Below are 13,451 nucleotides of genomic sequence, written 5' to 3' on the forward strand. Positions count from 1 at the left end.
AATATATACTTAGTGAAATTATTACTCATAAAAAAGACTCTATGTTAACAGCCTCCTTGCGCCACTCTTTGATTCATACTATTTTCACCTTCACGCTTATCTGCGCGTCAAGCCAAGCACTTGCTTCACTTGATGACGATAAGAATCATTGGTATCAATTTAGTTTTGAAAATGATGTTTTGGGCTTAACCAACACGAGTGATGATGGCTACAGCAACGGGATCGCTTATGCGTGGGGAGCCTCTTCATACGACAGTTTCGACTCACTCAATATCCCAAATTGGATTCGCTTCATCAGTGACTGGACATTTATCAATCAAGGTGACAGTCAGCAATATTCAATTTCTTATGGGTTATCTCAGTCTATGTATACGCCTAATGATATTTCAGAGCCAGAGCTAATTGAAAATGACCGTCCCTACGCAGGAACACTGTTATGGCATAGCAAAATCCGTCACTTTGCAAATAACCGAGCAAACAGTTTAGGTCTGACTTTAGGAGTAGCAGGTCCGGCGTCATTAGCAGAGCAAAGCCAGACGATTATCCATGAGGTGATTGGAGCAAGAACGCCCGAAGGTTGGGATAATCAACTAAACAACGAACTGGTTTTTCGTGTCAAAGCGGAACACATTGAACGTTTTTATGACCATTCATTTACAGCCACTACAGGTTTTGATGTAAGCTCATACAGTGAAGCTGGATTTGGAAATTTACGCAGTGATATTGGTACAGGACTTACCTTCCGAGCCGGAAATTTGTTAGACGAAACTTACGCGGCAATTAATCCATTTAATAGTCAAACTGTCTCCGTCATGACCAGAAAGCCAGCTCAACAATTCTCTTGGCAACTATTTGCATCGGTCTACACAGCTTATGTATTCAATGATATTACGCTAGATGGTAATACATTCTCAGACAGCCATTCTGTAGAGATGATCCACGATCAGGCGTTGATCAGTGCTGGTATGTTTGTGATGTACCAGCATTGGGCTGCGACATTTTCATCACATAGAGCCACCAAGCAGTTTGACGACCAAATTAATGACAGTAAGTATGGCTCAATAACAGTGAGTTACTATTATTAAACCCTTTCAATTGTTTATTCACTAACTTCTAATCGAACGAATGAAAGTGCCAATGAAAGTGCCTGTCCCTGAAGGATCCTTGCCTAGCTACATCATTTCAACCAACAGCGTCACCCAAAGTGCGATGACACAAAAGAAAGAGGCAAAAAATGTCAGCATGCGATGGACAACGTGATTATAAGTGATGTGGATGTAAGCGTGTGCTACCCTGAAAATAACAAATAACCAAGCCAAAGCTAACGCTAACGAGCTCTCAATACCCAAGCTAATATAGAGCGTACAAACCACATAGAACAGGGTTGGCACTTCAAACTGATTGTTAAAATTTCGAGTGGTTTTGGTGACAACATCAGGTAGCTCTTGGCCCCCCATTAATCGAAAGTATTTGGGCTTTATTTCACCCTTTTTAACACTCTTTATTCGAACGCTAACGGCAATGAAACCAACAACCAGCGTAAGAAGCACCATGATGAACATCGGGTATAATAAATACACATCCATATCAGTTTAGATCCTTTATATTGAGCATTGGCATAATTACCGCTCAAGCCATTATGCCAATCTATCACTCTTAATCATACTGTTTACCTTTATGTTTCAACCAACCGTGCGGATGATTGTTTCTTGGATCTTTGTGGGTCCAGTGAATAACGCCGCCGAGTTTGTTCCACTCATATTCACCATTAAACTTGACCACATCTCCAACTCTTAAATTGGAAATCCTTGGAGCTAAGTCTATATTGTGAGCAATGAGAATAGTCTGTCGTGTACCTAAACGCAGAATGAACCTTTGATGTCGAGAGCCTTTATTATCGTCAGGCAGTATTCGTGACACTTTACCTGAACCTTGAACCTGAATATCACTTCTTTTAGACTCATAAGCTTGCTGTAAGACTCGGTCATTTGACCATGCAGAAAATGAAATCAAAAAAATAAATGCCAATAATCCCGATAGAAATTGTTTTACATTACGCGTCATCAAACCACTCCTGAATACGATATAGCCAGTAACACAATACAGCCTAAAAATGCAGGTACACCGGCAATGAACATCATCAAGCCAAATTGATAATTATGCTTGTCTTGTTCATGCGCATCGGCATCGAAGTCATGCCCTTTGACCATCGCTTTGGCTTTCTTGGCAGCAGGGTCCACATCCCAACTTCGGCCTGTGCTCCCCCCCTCCCAGGTTAAACGTGCAATCGCCCAAATAATGATAACAATATAAAAAAGGAAATCCATCGGCTCGGTTGTGGCAAAAAACGATATATGCTTCGATAGGTTATAGACAACAAAAACAGCCAACAAATTGGTCACTATAACCACTTTCAACAGGTTAAACATGAGCACTCCTTAAGTCTAACTTTTAGATAACAGAACTGCTCTCTATTGATGTCGTAGAGCAGCTGAACGGCCTAAAATAGAAAGCGTTGTACCATTATGCAGTAATGCACTCATGGTTGGACTTAAATACCCCAATGCGGCTGCTAGCATAATGCCACTGTTTACGTATTCCGCTAATTTTATATTTGTACTGATCATACGCATAGCGACATCGGCTAACTCACGCGCTTCAGCAATACCATATAACGTATCTTTAAGCAGTACGACATCAGCAACTTGTCGAGCCAGTTCTGTTCCACGGCACATTGCAACCCCCACATCTGCCGCAGACAGTGCTGGAGCATCATTCACCCCATCTCCCACAAACATGACATTTTTCCCTTCGTTTTTCAAAGACTCAACAATGTCAGATTTTTGTGACGGCACCGCTTCGGAGTAGATACGATCTAACTGTAACTCATCACCAAGGAGTTGTGCTTTATGATGGCGGTCACCGGTAATCATAATCAGTTCATTCACACCAAATGATCGCAGAGCTTGTAGCGTTAACATCGCATCTTCACGTAGATGATCGCGAAGCCCTATCATACCCACCAGCTTATGTTGATGAGAGATAAAGACCAAGTGTCTGCCTTTTAATTCATAATCACGAATGGTGGCTTCACTCTCGGAAAAATCAACATTTTCATGAGTTTCTAAGAAGTGACGACTCCCCATAACAAGAGCATGCTCATTCAGCGTACTTTTTAAACCATGCGCAATGACATACTCCACTTCGCCATGCTCAATATGGGGAAGTTCACAATGTTTTGCGGCATTCACAACAGCTTGAGAGAGTGGGTGGTTACTGTGCTCTTCAACAGATGCGGCAATAGCCAAAAGATCTCTAGCGTTGTTTCGACAACATAATGGCACAACATCAACGACTTCCATCTCACCGTGAGTCAACGTTCCAGTCTTATCAAATACGCAGGTATCAATTTTATGCAATTTCTCAATCGCTCCGCCACCTTTAAATAAAATGCCTTGTTGCGCAGCACGGTACATGATGGACTTAAACGTCACGGGGGTGCTGAGTTTGAGTGCGCAAGAGTAATCCACTAAAAAGACAGATGCGACTCTATTAATATCTTGTGTTAATACAAATACTGCCGCCCCAATTCCAAGTGTAATTTTCACCCGACGATTTGCCATCTCTTGTGTGACTTGTTGAATTTCACTTTTTTCACTTAATGAATCATAAATAAGTTTAGCAATTTTTGCTGTCGTCGCTTCACTGCCAACCTTATCCACACTGATCTGAATCGTTCCATCATGTAAAGTCGTGCCAGAATACACTTTTGAGGACTCTTCTCGGCGAACGGGAACACTCTCTCCTGTCAAAGAGGATTGATTAATTAATGCTGTACCACTAATAATGGTTCCATCGACGGGGATTGCGGTTCCAGGACCTAACTCAATCAGATCCCCTGCCTCTAAATCATTGGAACTCACCTGTTTACGCAGCGTACCTTCCACCAACCAAACCGTGGTCTCTTTAGGTCTCATTAGATCTGCAAGCAGTTGATCACTGTTTCGACATGTTTTCTGCTCCATATATTCGCCAAGACTGATCAAACTTTGAGTCATCATGGCAGTACGGTAGTCGCCCCTCCACGCAGACAAACCAACCGCAATGGCATCAAGAACTTCAACAGAAACATGTCGGTCGCTCAGGTCTTTTATGCCTTCAAAAAGTGTAGGGGCAATTAATGTAGCCGTAGTCATTGCCCCCCATTTATTAGGCAACAGCGCCGCTGAAATAGTCCCTATCACGTTCATCGCCACATCACCACGAGTAAACTCATGCTCACTCTCTTCAGCTTCAGATTGCGTAAGGTCAAGCTGCGCTAGCCTAACCTCTACAACGTCCGCCGACAAAACGTCAGTGTCATACTCAATTACAATAGAGTGAGCAGAGTCATTCACACGTACTTGAAGAATCCCCTGGATAGCCATCAAGCTCGTTTTTACCCAAGTTGCAATGTCAGAGTAATCTTTTAACTCTTTGACATTGAATCGAATTCGTCCAGGGAAGTGATGTTTTACGACTAATGATTTCATTCTTCGCCTTTATGAAGGTTGCGATAATACTCCAGTTCAGCTTGTGTATCTTCAAGCCTCTCTTTTAACTCCTCAACTTCACCTTTAACTGAGGACCACGCTTTTTCACCCGTTGCACTTACCCCTTGTTGAAATTTTTTGTTCGTCAGCAAGTAAGCCACTGCTGCCCCTGCGGCAAGTCCCATCGCAAAATGTGTTTTTGTGTTTTGCTTTTTATACCCGTCGGGCTGTTCTTGCGCTGGTGCTTGTTCAGATTGGTTCGATTGTTGGTACCCGTAATAAGGGTATCCATGATATGGGTTATTGTTCATTTTCTTTATCCAGTGTCTGATCCATGAGATATAAACCGGCGGCACCAACACTAAGAATAGTCAGCATTGATAGCGCTGGTCGCCCTGCCATTTGCTCAGCAACGTATGTTGTCGCTCCCGCAATAGCCCCACTTTTAGCCGCATTTATCGCTGTTTTGCTCACCAGTTCATTCGTACTAATCTCACCGCGTTGATGAGACTTCCATTGGCTAACAACGGTTGCACTGCTACCTGCAACCATGCCAACAATTAAAGCACGGCTCGCTGTGCTTAACGTATCAGTCGCATTACCCATTATGTCGACTCTTTTACTTCTGATGTCGAATCTAGCTCAATGTCAGAGTCAGATGGATTACTTGGCTCACACTCATTTTTACATCCAAACTCCTCTTTATGCTTATCTAAAGAGTCTTGGTAACCTTGCTTACCTGCGGCGACAGTGTCTTTAAAGATTTCACTGCCTGTTGCAACATTTTCACGGACGGTAGAGGCCGTATGGGTTGCTGTCTCTTTCACAGAGCTGCCACCCGTTTTCAGCATATCGCCGGCTCCTGATACCATGCCCATTAATTTTCCACGAACATTTTCATTGCTTAATAGAAGTGCTGCTGCTGCGCCTACCATGGCGCCTTTCCAAAACTCTTTATCATTCATACCAAAAGTTCCTAATATCTCTTTAAACATTCCTGCCTCTTCACCTAGTGCACCTTCGAGCATGGATTGAGCATGTTCAAATAGGGCATCATTACTCTCTTCATTTTGAGGAGGGGGCGGTGGTTGAGTGTGAGGATGTTGTTGTGGTTGTTGATGAGGGGCCGGCTGACCCCAGTGAGGTGGAGGCATCATTCCAGGTGGAAATGGATGTCCCATTGAGTGCATAAATGGATTCCCCATTTGAGGCATAAAAGGGTGCATCATTGGTGGTGGCATTGCATGACTTGCATCGCCGTTTGTTGCATTAGCCATGTAAGTTTTTGCTAACTCTTTTTGCATCTCCATCATGGCATGGAAATAAGCCTCATAGGGATTAGTCGTTGGATCGTTACTCATTATACTTCTCCACCTTGGGACAACTGCTGAGCTAATGCGTGACAAGCTTGCTCTGCGACTTCACACGAGTCGGAAAACATCTCATCAACGCGTTGTGCATCAATAAGGGTTGCATCGTACTCAATAACAATACTGCCTGTTGCCGTATTTAGCTGATAGTTTTTAAAAGCAGGAATAGAAGCAAGAACTTTCTCGATTTCACTGCTTTTGAATTTTGCTAACTGTGCAACGAGTCCAAATTTGTATTTGAGACGAACCCTTCCTGGGATATGGTGGCCAACCTTTACCCATTTCTTTAGCTTTAAGGCCTGTTCAACATACTGATTCATGTGAAACACATTACCTATAAATGTACGTAATAACAATAGCTTATTAAGAGATTTTTAGAATGATCGTAAAAATTTTGCGCTGAATCAAATTCGGTGCTATCTTACGTAATGCTAACAATTATCATTTAGGTTATCTTTATGAAAACTTACATCCACAAAACAGATCATCGTCTTCGTGTCCGTTCTGATTACATAAAAAACCAGCCCAAAGAAGTATCGGAACTCATCGGCCAGCTTAAGAAAATTGATTCTGTCACTCATATTAAATACAAAAAGCACGCAGGCTCTGTAGCCATCTCTTTTGATAGGAACGTCCTGGATTGCGAAAGTTTACTTGAAATACTGGAAAGCCATCAATGGACAGAAAGCGGTCGCTCCCCCTCTTTTGTTGAAAATGCAATGGTTTCGGGTACGAAAACATTGGTAAAAGGAGTAACAGGATTGATGCTTAGTCGACTTGTCGGCACGTCACTTAGCCGCGCGATTATGAATCTTTCTTAGGAAGTAATGCGTTACGGTTTACGCACTTTTCGCCATCTGCTTTAAAGCACATTTGCACACCCCATTTGATAATGCAGGACACCGTTTACAAGGGGGAGATTTCAACGGTAAATAAGCAATAGACCTTATTTTATTCGTCTTCGGTTGCTCAGACTGATAAGACTCAGTAACACCACCTTCATTAAACCATGACAGTACCGGAGTTAATGGCGCACTCAATTCGCAAACCGCACTTTGGAGTGCTTGATAGGTCACCCCTTTAAGCTCTGTCGATAAGGTTGGTTGATTGTGACTATGACCTTTGCCCTGTATGTCGTTATTTTTAAGTAATGCCAACTGCTTTTGTGCAAGAGTTTTAACCGTTATTTTCGACTTTTTTTTCAGCCTCTTTAACGCACTTTTTGTACCCACCAACACCACCAACGCTAATACGAACCATTACTAGTTAGATTACTATTATTAATGGTTCACATCAATGTATTGGTTCGATTTTCGTACTATTTGCGTGCAACCAAGTAGACCGCGTTAACCTTTGAGCCGATCAATTCTACATTTACATTCGTAAATCCAGACGATATGGTCATCGCTTCTGCCATATCAGGGGTAAGAATAAACGTAGAAGATGATTTCGCACCGTATTTTCGGCTATATCTGTATTTCAACAGTAATTTATTGATTAAATTCATATTATGAAGTGTGAAGCTGGAAATGATAACTCTTCCGTCATCCTTTAAGACTCGAAAGCATTCAGCTAAAGCAACCTCTGGATTTGGAATCACATGCAAAAGATTCGCCATGAACACCGTATCAAATGAATCGTTTTGATATGATAAGTTAAAACAATCTGCTTTTTCAACCTGGACAATATCTTGATGTTTAAATCGTTCACGAGTAATCGAAATCATCTGCTCTGAAACATCGGTTGCAACAATAGCGGATGCCGATTCAATGAAACACTCAGTATACGTGCCGTTACCACACCCAAGTTCCAAAACATTGCCGGTATCAGATAGGGATTTCAATTTATCTTTAATCCTATTAATCTCCTTCACACCGACAACATAGTTATTACTCTCTTCAAAACTCTTGGCAAACTCTTCCCACTTATTTTCACTCATTATCAGTCTCATTCGTCATGCATTTGTATTTATCAAACACTATAACTGAAATGAGAACCATTTGCATTTCGAGTGGCGATTTAGCTTCCCGCCATGGCAAACAACCATACACTCCAGCTCAAGCTGTGGCACCACCCTGCTAGTGTTGCTACACCCCAGATATGCACTACATGCAAACGTCGCCTATATAGATTAGATCCCAGTATGATCACTGGCATGAACATAACAGACAACAGAGCAAGAGGTGGGATCACTTTTCCAACATGCGGTCCAAAATTAAAGACCATAATGGTACTCGCGATGAAGGACAGTAGTAAAAATAACAGTAATTTCCTTCGCTCACTCGAGTGTTTAACTGCAAAGTATATGAGAGGAAGATAGAGGGGGATCACAAGGTAGGGTAATTGTAAAATCCAACTTCCCAAAGGGAGTAAATCAGGAAGTAGAGCCCATAAATTCATTCAAGCGTCCTTATTTTGTCACACTTTCAATGGTACCGTTGATCTACAGCTTACCACTCATTTTGTAATATTGAATCCCTGATTTCATGAACGCTTCGCCCTGTCTATCAAGTCCCAGACGTAAATAAAAATTGAACGCTGTTGTTCGAGCGTCACACCAAAAGTGCCGAACACCTAGTGTAGAAAGTTCCTTCATGATGAAAGTGACCATTGCGGTTCCTATCCCTTCTCCTTGGTATTCCGATAAGGTGGCAAATTTTCTTAATCTTGCACTGTTTCCATCAAGGTAAATAGATGCCACACACACTAACGCTTCATCCTTGAACACCCCATAATGCAGGCCGGTTTCATCACCATCGACAAAGCAAAACATAGGTTCTTTTTCAGGCCATAACACTTGGTGTCTTATGGGTAGAGCGTCTTGCCATGTGATCGTTTGTATCTTCATAAGACTCGAATGAATTGTTTTTATTAAGAGGAGACTAGCTATCATACAGCCTATGATAGCTAGATGAGTATCGTAAAAGGTTACACTATTTTCTCTCGTATAACCCCATTAATTGGTGAGACTATTGGTTGCCCCCAAGCATAACAGTTAACCAGTTTTACTTGAGCAAGCAGGTAAGCCAATTTTATTTTGAGTGAAAGGTGTCTTGACCGTTTTTATCTGGGAATATTCGCACAAAATCATAAGCGTAAGTTTGAGCCAACTCATGCGTGCCATGGCTTGGAGTGCCATCTCCAGGAGAGTTAATAGCTTTCACTCTCCCTCTTTGCTAAGTCGGCTAGATTATGGCCACTTCTTCTGAGGTTAAATAACGGCTTTGTCCTGGCAGTAGGGTCTCATCCAGTTGCAAAGATCCAATAGAGTGTCGATGCAGAGCCATCACAGGGTTACGGAATCGACCAAACATACGTTTTATTTGATGGTATCGTCCCTCAACCAGATCAACCTGCGCCACATAGCTAGAAAGTATTGATAATGTTGCAGGTCGAGTTGTAATATCCTCATACGAGAAATACATACCCTTTTGAAAAGCGTCAATATACTCCTCAGTCAATGGGTTTTGTAACGTCACGGTATACCGTTTTGTCACTTTGCTTTCTGGTTGCGTTAATCGCTCAGACCAACGACTATCATTGGTTAATAGTACTAGCCCAGACGTATTTAGATCTAAACGACCAACAATGTGTAACTCATCTTTTTCGGGTTGGTTTAGTAGATCAACCACGGTTTTGTGTTGCTTATCTTTCGTCGCACTCACCACACCAATGGGTTTATGCAACATAACATAGCTGGCTTTATTGGATTGTAAGAGTTTGTCATCAAGGGTGATGGTTGAAAATTTATCGATGATCAGGCTGGTATCCTTCGCAACATCTCCATCAACCACAATACGGTTTTGCGCAAGCAGCAAGCGAACATTTCTTCGGTTCATGTTGCACTTTTCACTGATAAAGCGATCAATACGCGATCGACTGATTGACATCTTATACCTATCAAAATTGGGTTATCTAATTGGCCACATCATATCAATCCGATGTAGCAAGGTATATGCTTTCGTATTCCCGCTATGCTCTTGGTCATCGTCACATTAACGCTTATTGTTAATGTTTTATAGAATAATCCTGATATTATCGACGAAGAAGGGGTGTTTATGATAATGTTTCTCAATAACGTATTGGCCCTATGGATGTTTGTAATATGAAGAAGCAGTCACCTAAAAACGGATTCACTCTCATTGAATTGGTTGTGGTCATTGTGGTTTTAGGGATCCTTGCTGTCGTCGCCGCTCCTCGATTTTTAAACATGAAAAGTGATGCGGTTGAAGCCAGTGTATTGGGTGTTGATGCCGCGCTAAAATCAGCACTTAACATGTCGGAAGCTCGCATTCAAATCGATGACGCTGATACCAGTATCCAGTACTTGGGCGAAACCATCATTTTGCTTGAAAAGATGCCAGTCGCCAGTGCGGGAACATTAAGGGCATTATTAGAGATTTCGGTCCCCAATTCATGGACCAGAAACTGGGAAACAGATCCTTGCGACGAACCAGAGTTTTGTATTTTAGGTAATATGTTTCCTGGAAAATCAGGTTATGTTGCTATACCTGATCACCCTTTGATCTCGAACGGTGGATTGGATCGCGCCGCTTACATCTGGCCAAAAGGCTACACGTTAAGCACCAATGGCTGCTATACCTATTATATCAATGAAGCGTCCCAGAAAGAGCGATATTCGGGCTCTATCGTAGACGGTTGCTAGACTCACAAAAAATAAGGATTATCCCCTATACCAAAGAGGAGAGGTTACAGTGATAAAAAGTGATGCCATTGTCATCTTCAACATCAGCAACAAACCCAGCCTTCAGCAACAGTTTGGCGGAGGCTATGTTTCCAGAATCCACCCCACCGACCAAGCTTCCGACTAATTGCTGAGAGCGGCAACATTCAACAATTCCCTGTAATAACTCATAACCATAGCCCTGATGCCAGCACCGTTCAGCTAACAGATAACCTAGATGAGCACTCTCCTCTCCAGAATCATAGATAAAAACAAAACCCATAACCGATTCAGAATCATTAAGACAAACGGTAAACAAGTGACTTTCCGACACCATCTTAGTTAGCCAGCCATCAGCAGCCTCGACGCTTCCAATATCATGAAAATAAGGAGGAAGTGATTGAACAACCGAAGGGGAGAATAACTCAACGATAGAGGATAATAACGCCGTTTTTGAAGCCTCTGTTCTCAAAAAAGAACCAACATCAGACACCGTAAGCCTCTGCGTTGAAAAAGCCAATGATGCCCACTTTGCGTTGTTTCTCATATCTCGACCTTGATTATTATCCAACAACTTAAACCAGTATATAAATCAGACGACCCCCTCAAGGGGTGGTTCTCTTCAAGCAAAATTCAGCCATCTCTAACAATGTTTATTAAAACTCAGGGGTGAAACCACGCTTTATAAATGCTTCCCTGGGCTTGTGCACCACAATCGCTCGTTCAGATAGCTTTCGAGCTTCAAAGGTAAAACCAAGAAACTCCAAACTGATCATTCCCGTCGCCCCGTTCACAATGAAATTTAAAACGTGACCACGCCTAACTAAACCCGTTGCTGTTAAATCCATGCTATCCCAGTCTAGGGGGGCTCCTACTACGCCCTCGTATGGAGGCTCAGATGGGATTTGGTTTCTGGTTACAATTAGCTATAGTGCTTTTTGTTATGTACCCCGCAGAGCAAGCGAGTACATAACGAACAGTCAAGATACGAACTCTACATGGACATACACTCTAACCACTGCCCTCACATTTCTAACTTCACTGGTTTCATCTATTTCAAGTTCAACATTCAGTTCGAGTGTGTGTCCTCGTAAGTATTAAAACCCTACCAACTCGAACTTCACAATTTACTATATAGAGAGGGGCTCCGGGCTTGTTCAACACCGCTCTATTCTATGAACAAAAGCAGGTGTCGGCTACGCGACACCTATTCTTGTTTGTTATAGTTCAGCGATGTGAGACAGGGTTTCCGGGTGACGCTGAACCAATTTTAAAAGGGTTACCGCTTGCCCATTTGGTGCACTACGCCCTTGCTCCCAATTTTCTAATGTTCGAGATGATGTATGCAGTAAACGCGCAAATACACCACGAGACATATTAAATTGTTCGCGAATACTCACGATTTCATTCGGTGAGATATCTAACTCACTGATACCGTTAACTTGGTGAGTTTTAAGGGTTAGCTTACCTTCGGAATACTCTTTAGCTTCAACAAGAGCTGAACTTAACTCTGTAAATAGATCACGATTGCTCATTACGCCAGGCCTCCATAAAAACCATTAATTGTTTCTTTTGATCTGTGGTTAAATCGGACATTTCATTCTTGCCATAAATTGTCAGCAAATAGAAACGACACTTTTCATCGAGGAAATAATAGATAACACGAGAACCACCACGTTTTCCCTTACCTTTACTTGCAACTCGAACCTTTCGCAAACCACCTGTACCTTGAATAACGCCACCCTGTTTCGGATTAGACATCAACTCAGCTTGAAAAAGCCTAAACTCATCATCGCTGAGATATTCATTACGGTACTTTTCAAATATGCTTGATTCTACAAATATACTTTTCATACGCAAAGTATACGCAAGCAGCGTACAGATAGCAAAACTATGCGTGACTAACGTCGCTATACTTTTTAAGGAGGCGGGGCTGACCTGAGCTATAACGCCCGCATTTGCGGCGGTTTTGTAGTGAGGCACGAGCGGAAAAACCGTCCAAGCCACGCAGTTGCTGATGCAACACACTAAAACACGCACACTGCCAATCCTGAAGTTTTTGTGGCTCATCTTGCAGCATGTTTTGCCCAAAGGGCTACAACGGGTTCGGGATTATGGGTTTCTACGCGGGAATGCCAAAGCCTTACGGCTTCGCATTCCAAATCTTGCAGGGACAGACACCCCAAGTACGCTGGTTTCTAATAAAAAAGTCTCTAGAAACAAGCTCCTTCATACATTAAGACAATTTAGCCCAACCTTAGTTGTGATGGAAGCTTGCTACAGCTCTAATCACTGGGGAAGAGCAATTGAAAAACTGGGGCATACCGTCAAATTAATTCCGGCAAGGCTGGTCAAAGCTTTCTTAATAGGAAACAAAAATGATGCTAACGACGCCCTTGCCATCGCTGAAGCTTCACAACGGCCCAAGATTCACTTTGTCGCTGTAAAAACGATTGAGCAGCAAGATATTCAATCTCTTCAACGAATTAGAGAGCAGCTCATCAAACAAAGTACCGCTAATTTAAACCAACTTAGGGGACTTCTAGCAGAGTACGGTGTCGTTGCTGGAAAGACTAAAGCAAACTTAATGGCTGCCATTCCTTATTGTCTTGAAGAGCCTGATAATGAGTTATCGAGCGTTGCTCGATCATTCATTCACAGGCTTTACGAACGTCAAAAACAATTAACCACAGAAATTAAAGACGTTACTGAGCAGATGGTAAGCTGCGCAAGTCAGCATAGTGATTATCAACTTCTATCAGATATTCCGGGTGTTGGACCGATTATCGCATCCAATGTTTTAGGCTCTATAAACAGCATCAATGAATTTAAAAATGGTCGCCAACTCTCCGCATGGCTTGGATT

At 42.3% G+C, this 13,451-nt stretch carries 21 protein-coding genes and 2 pseudogenes; 5 read left to right on the forward strand and 18 right to left on the reverse strand.

The window, feature by feature from the left end; genetic code table 11:
• On the forward strand, positions 1-1,085 hold a 1,085-nt coding region (locus L4C32_RS18395; protein WP_428198355.1), incomplete at its 5' end, for a lipid A deacylase LpxR family protein.
• 87 nt (positions 1,086-1,172) lie between these two features.
• On the opposite strand, the gene L4C32_RS18400 is transcribed toward L4C32_RS18395, so the two are convergent.
• The 8 genes from L4C32_RS18400 to L4C32_RS18435 all read right to left on the reverse strand — a co-directional run bounded on the left by L4C32_RS18400 (position 1,173) and on the right by L4C32_RS18435 (position 6,222).
• Positions 1,173-1,586 carry an MAPEG family protein gene (locus L4C32_RS18400; RefSeq protein ID WP_428198356.1) on the reverse strand — a complete coding sequence of 138 codons (414 nt, stop codon included), beginning with the start codon at positions 1,584-1,586 and terminating at the stop codon, positions 1,173-1,175.
• A 70-nt stretch (positions 1,587-1,656) separates the two neighbouring features.
• Complete coding sequence (locus L4C32_RS18405) at positions 1,657-2,064, reverse strand: DUF3465 domain-containing protein (RefSeq protein WP_428198357.1); 408 nt, start codon at positions 2,062-2,064, stop codon at positions 1,657-1,659.
• Positions 2,064-2,429 (reverse strand): hypothetical protein, encoded by a 366-nt coding sequence (locus tag L4C32_RS18410; RefSeq protein WP_428198358.1) that lies wholly within the window; start codon positions 2,427-2,429, stop codon positions 2,064-2,066. Before L4C32_RS18410 ends, L4C32_RS18405 begins: the two co-directional genes overlap by 1 nt.
• 42 nt (positions 2,430-2,471) lie before the next feature.
• Positions 2,472-4,532, reverse strand: coding sequence for a heavy metal translocating P-type ATPase (locus L4C32_RS18415; RefSeq protein WP_428198359.1), 2,061 nt, complete (start codon positions 4,530-4,532; stop codon positions 2,472-2,474).
• Positions 4,529-4,843 (reverse strand): YtxH domain-containing protein, encoded by a 315-nt coding sequence (locus tag L4C32_RS18420; RefSeq protein WP_428198360.1) that lies wholly within the window; start codon positions 4,841-4,843, stop codon positions 4,529-4,531. Before L4C32_RS18420 ends, L4C32_RS18415 begins: the two co-directional genes overlap by 4 nt.
• The gene (locus tag L4C32_RS18425) at positions 4,833-5,138 is read right to left on the reverse strand and encodes a magnetosome protein MamC family protein (RefSeq protein ID WP_428198361.1); all 306 of its coding nucleotides are present in this window, start codon (positions 5,136-5,138) and stop codon (positions 4,833-4,835) included. Before L4C32_RS18425 ends, L4C32_RS18420 begins: the two co-directional genes overlap by 11 nt.
• Positions 5,138-5,893, reverse strand: coding sequence for a YtxH domain-containing protein (locus L4C32_RS18430; RefSeq protein ID WP_428198362.1), 756 nt, complete (start codon positions 5,891-5,893; stop codon positions 5,138-5,140). The genes L4C32_RS18425 and L4C32_RS18430 overlap by 1 nt, the downstream gene beginning before the upstream one ends.
• On the reverse strand, positions 5,893-6,222 hold the full coding sequence (locus L4C32_RS18435; protein ID WP_428198363.1) for an HMA2 domain-containing protein: 330 nt from the start codon (positions 6,220-6,222) through the stop codon (positions 5,893-5,895). The genes L4C32_RS18430 and L4C32_RS18435 overlap by 1 nt, the downstream gene beginning before the upstream one ends.
• A 138-nt stretch (positions 6,223-6,360) precedes the next feature.
• On the opposite strand from L4C32_RS18435, the gene L4C32_RS18440 reads away from it, so the two are divergent.
• Entirely contained in the window at positions 6,361-6,723 is a 363-nt protein-coding gene (locus L4C32_RS18440; protein WP_428198364.1) for an HMA2 domain-containing protein, read from the forward strand.
• An 18-nt stretch (positions 6,724-6,741) separates the two neighbouring features.
• Here the strand turns inward: L4C32_RS18440 and L4C32_RS18445 are convergent, their stop codons facing one another.
• From L4C32_RS18445 to L4C32_RS18470, 6 genes are all read right to left on the reverse strand, one after another.
• The gene (locus L4C32_RS18445; RefSeq protein ID WP_428198365.1) at positions 6,742-7,134 is read right to left on the reverse strand and encodes a hypothetical protein; all 393 of its coding nucleotides are present in this window, start codon (positions 7,132-7,134) and stop codon (positions 6,742-6,744) included.
• A gap of 86 nt (positions 7,135-7,220) precedes the next feature.
• On the reverse strand, positions 7,221-7,841 hold the full coding sequence (locus L4C32_RS18450; RefSeq protein ID WP_428198366.1) for a class I SAM-dependent methyltransferase: 621 nt from the start codon (positions 7,839-7,841) through the stop codon (positions 7,221-7,223).
• Between the two features lie 80 nt (positions 7,842-7,921).
• Positions 7,922-8,302, reverse strand: coding sequence for a hypothetical protein (locus L4C32_RS18455; RefSeq protein WP_428198367.1), 381 nt, complete (start codon positions 8,300-8,302; stop codon positions 7,922-7,924).
• Positions 8,303-8,345: 43 nt separating this feature from the next.
• Positions 8,346-8,750, reverse strand: a complete 405-nt coding sequence (locus L4C32_RS18460; RefSeq protein ID WP_428198368.1) for a GNAT family N-acetyltransferase — start codon at positions 8,748-8,750, stop codon at positions 8,346-8,348.
• 184 nt (positions 8,751-8,934) lie between these two features.
• Positions 8,935-9,066 carry a hypothetical protein gene (locus L4C32_RS18465; RefSeq protein WP_428198369.1) on the reverse strand — a complete coding sequence of 44 codons (132 nt, stop codon included), beginning with the start codon at positions 9,064-9,066 and terminating at the stop codon, positions 8,935-8,937.
• A 21-nt stretch (positions 9,067-9,087) separates the two neighbouring features.
• Positions 9,088-9,792: a 16S rRNA pseudouridine(516) synthase gene (locus L4C32_RS18470; RefSeq protein WP_428198370.1), complete on the reverse strand. Its 705-nt coding sequence runs from the start codon at positions 9,790-9,792 to the stop codon at positions 9,088-9,090.
• A 215-nt stretch (positions 9,793-10,007) separates the two neighbouring features.
• Between L4C32_RS18470 and L4C32_RS18475 the strand changes: the two genes are divergently transcribed.
• Positions 10,008-10,568, forward strand: coding sequence for a prepilin-type N-terminal cleavage/methylation domain-containing protein (locus tag L4C32_RS18475; RefSeq protein ID WP_428198371.1), 561 nt, complete (start codon positions 10,008-10,010; stop codon positions 10,566-10,568).
• 25 nt (positions 10,569-10,593) lie between these two features.
• On the opposite strand, the gene L4C32_RS18480 is transcribed toward L4C32_RS18475, so the two are convergent.
• From L4C32_RS18480 to L4C32_RS18495, 4 genes are all read right to left on the reverse strand, one after another.
• Positions 10,594-11,133, reverse strand: coding sequence for a GNAT family N-acetyltransferase (locus L4C32_RS18480; protein ID WP_428198372.1), 540 nt, complete (start codon positions 11,131-11,133; stop codon positions 10,594-10,596).
• Between the two features lie 109 nt (positions 11,134-11,242).
• Positions 11,243-11,434, reverse strand: coding sequence for a hypothetical protein (locus L4C32_RS18485; RefSeq protein ID WP_428198373.1), 192 nt, complete (start codon positions 11,432-11,434; stop codon positions 11,243-11,245).
• Positions 11,435-11,806: 372 nt separating this feature from the next.
• A complete protein-coding gene (locus L4C32_RS18490) occupies positions 11,807-12,121 on the reverse strand; it encodes a helix-turn-helix domain-containing protein (RefSeq protein ID WP_428198374.1) in 315 nt (104 codons plus the stop codon).
• Positions 12,108-12,440: a type II toxin-antitoxin system RelE/ParE family toxin gene (locus L4C32_RS18495; protein ID WP_428198375.1), complete on the reverse strand. Its 333-nt coding sequence runs from the start codon at positions 12,438-12,440 to the stop codon at positions 12,108-12,110. Before L4C32_RS18495 ends, L4C32_RS18490 begins: the two co-directional genes overlap by 14 nt.
• Before the next feature lie 166 nt (positions 12,441-12,606).
• On the opposite strand from L4C32_RS18495, the pseudogene L4C32_RS18500 reads away from it, so the two are divergent.
• Positions 12,607-12,744, forward strand: a pseudogene (locus tag L4C32_RS18500) (transposase); the annotation flags it as partial.
• A 57-nt stretch (positions 12,745-12,801) separates the two neighbouring features.
• Positions 12,802-13,451: pseudogene (locus L4C32_RS18505) on the forward strand (IS110 family RNA-guided transposase); the annotation flags it as partial.

Source organism: Aliivibrio kagoshimensis, assembly GCF_050337105.1.
GTDB classification, from domain to species: domain Bacteria; phylum Pseudomonadota; class Gammaproteobacteria; order Enterobacterales; family Vibrionaceae; genus Aliivibrio_A; species Aliivibrio_A kagoshimensis.

What these genes read in the sequence shown, in the direction of transcription:
- L4C32_RS18405 (WP_428198357.1), bottom strand. Translation starts at nt 2,064, where the DNA reads ATGACGCGTAATGTAAAACAATTTCTATCGGGATTATTGGCATTTATT.
- L4C32_RS18470 (WP_428198370.1), bottom strand. Translation starts at nt 9,792, where the DNA reads ATGTCAATCAGTCGATCGCGTATTGATCGCTTTATCAGTGAAAAGTGC.
- L4C32_RS18455 (WP_428198367.1), bottom strand. Translation starts at nt 8,302, where the DNA reads ATGAATTTATGGGCTCTACTTCCTGATTTACTCCCTTTGGGAAGTTGG.
- L4C32_RS18495 (WP_428198375.1), bottom strand. Translation starts at nt 12,440, where the DNA reads ATGAAAAGTATATTTGTAGAATCAAGCATATTTGAAAAGTACCGTAAT.
- L4C32_RS18485 (WP_428198373.1), bottom strand. Translation starts at nt 11,434, where the DNA reads ATGGATTTAACAGCAACGGGTTTAGTTAGGCGTGGTCACGTTTTAAAT.
- L4C32_RS18475 (WP_428198371.1), top strand. Translation starts at nt 10,008, where the DNA reads ATGAAGAAGCAGTCACCTAAAAACGGATTCACTCTCATTGAATTGGTT.
- L4C32_RS18410 (WP_428198358.1), bottom strand. Translation starts at nt 2,429, where the DNA reads ATGTTTAACCTGTTGAAAGTGGTTATAGTGACCAATTTGTTGGCTGTT.
- L4C32_RS18450 (WP_428198366.1), bottom strand. Translation starts at nt 7,841, where the DNA reads ATGAGTGAAAATAAGTGGGAAGAGTTTGCCAAGAGTTTTGAAGAGAGT.
- L4C32_RS18435 (WP_428198363.1), bottom strand. Translation starts at nt 6,222, where the DNA reads ATGAATCAGTATGTTGAACAGGCCTTAAAGCTAAAGAAATGGGTAAAG.
- L4C32_RS18400 (WP_428198356.1), bottom strand. Translation starts at nt 1,586, where the DNA reads ATGGATGTGTATTTATTATACCCGATGTTCATCATGGTGCTTCTTACG.
- L4C32_RS18430 (WP_428198362.1), bottom strand. Translation starts at nt 5,893, where the DNA reads ATGAGTAACGATCCAACGACTAATCCCTATGAGGCTTATTTCCATGCC.
- L4C32_RS18425 (WP_428198361.1), bottom strand. Translation starts at nt 5,138, where the DNA reads ATGGGTAATGCGACTGATACGTTAAGCACAGCGAGCCGTGCTTTAATT.
- L4C32_RS18415 (WP_428198359.1), bottom strand. Translation starts at nt 4,532, where the DNA reads ATGAAATCATTAGTCGTAAAACATCACTTCCCTGGACGAATTCGATTC.
- L4C32_RS18420 (WP_428198360.1), bottom strand. Translation starts at nt 4,843, where the DNA reads ATGAACAATAACCCATATCATGGATACCCTTATTACGGGTACCAACAA.
- L4C32_RS18490 (WP_428198374.1), bottom strand. Translation starts at nt 12,121, where the DNA reads ATGAGCAATCGTGATCTATTTACAGAGTTAAGTTCAGCTCTTGTTGAA.
- L4C32_RS18480 (WP_428198372.1), bottom strand. Translation starts at nt 11,133, where the DNA reads ATGAGAAACAACGCAAAGTGGGCATCATTGGCTTTTTCAACGCAGAGG.
- L4C32_RS18440 (WP_428198364.1), top strand. Translation starts at nt 6,361, where the DNA reads ATGAAAACTTACATCCACAAAACAGATCATCGTCTTCGTGTCCGTTCT.
- L4C32_RS18460 (WP_428198368.1), bottom strand. Translation starts at nt 8,750, where the DNA reads ATGAAGATACAAACGATCACATGGCAAGACGCTCTACCCATAAGACAC.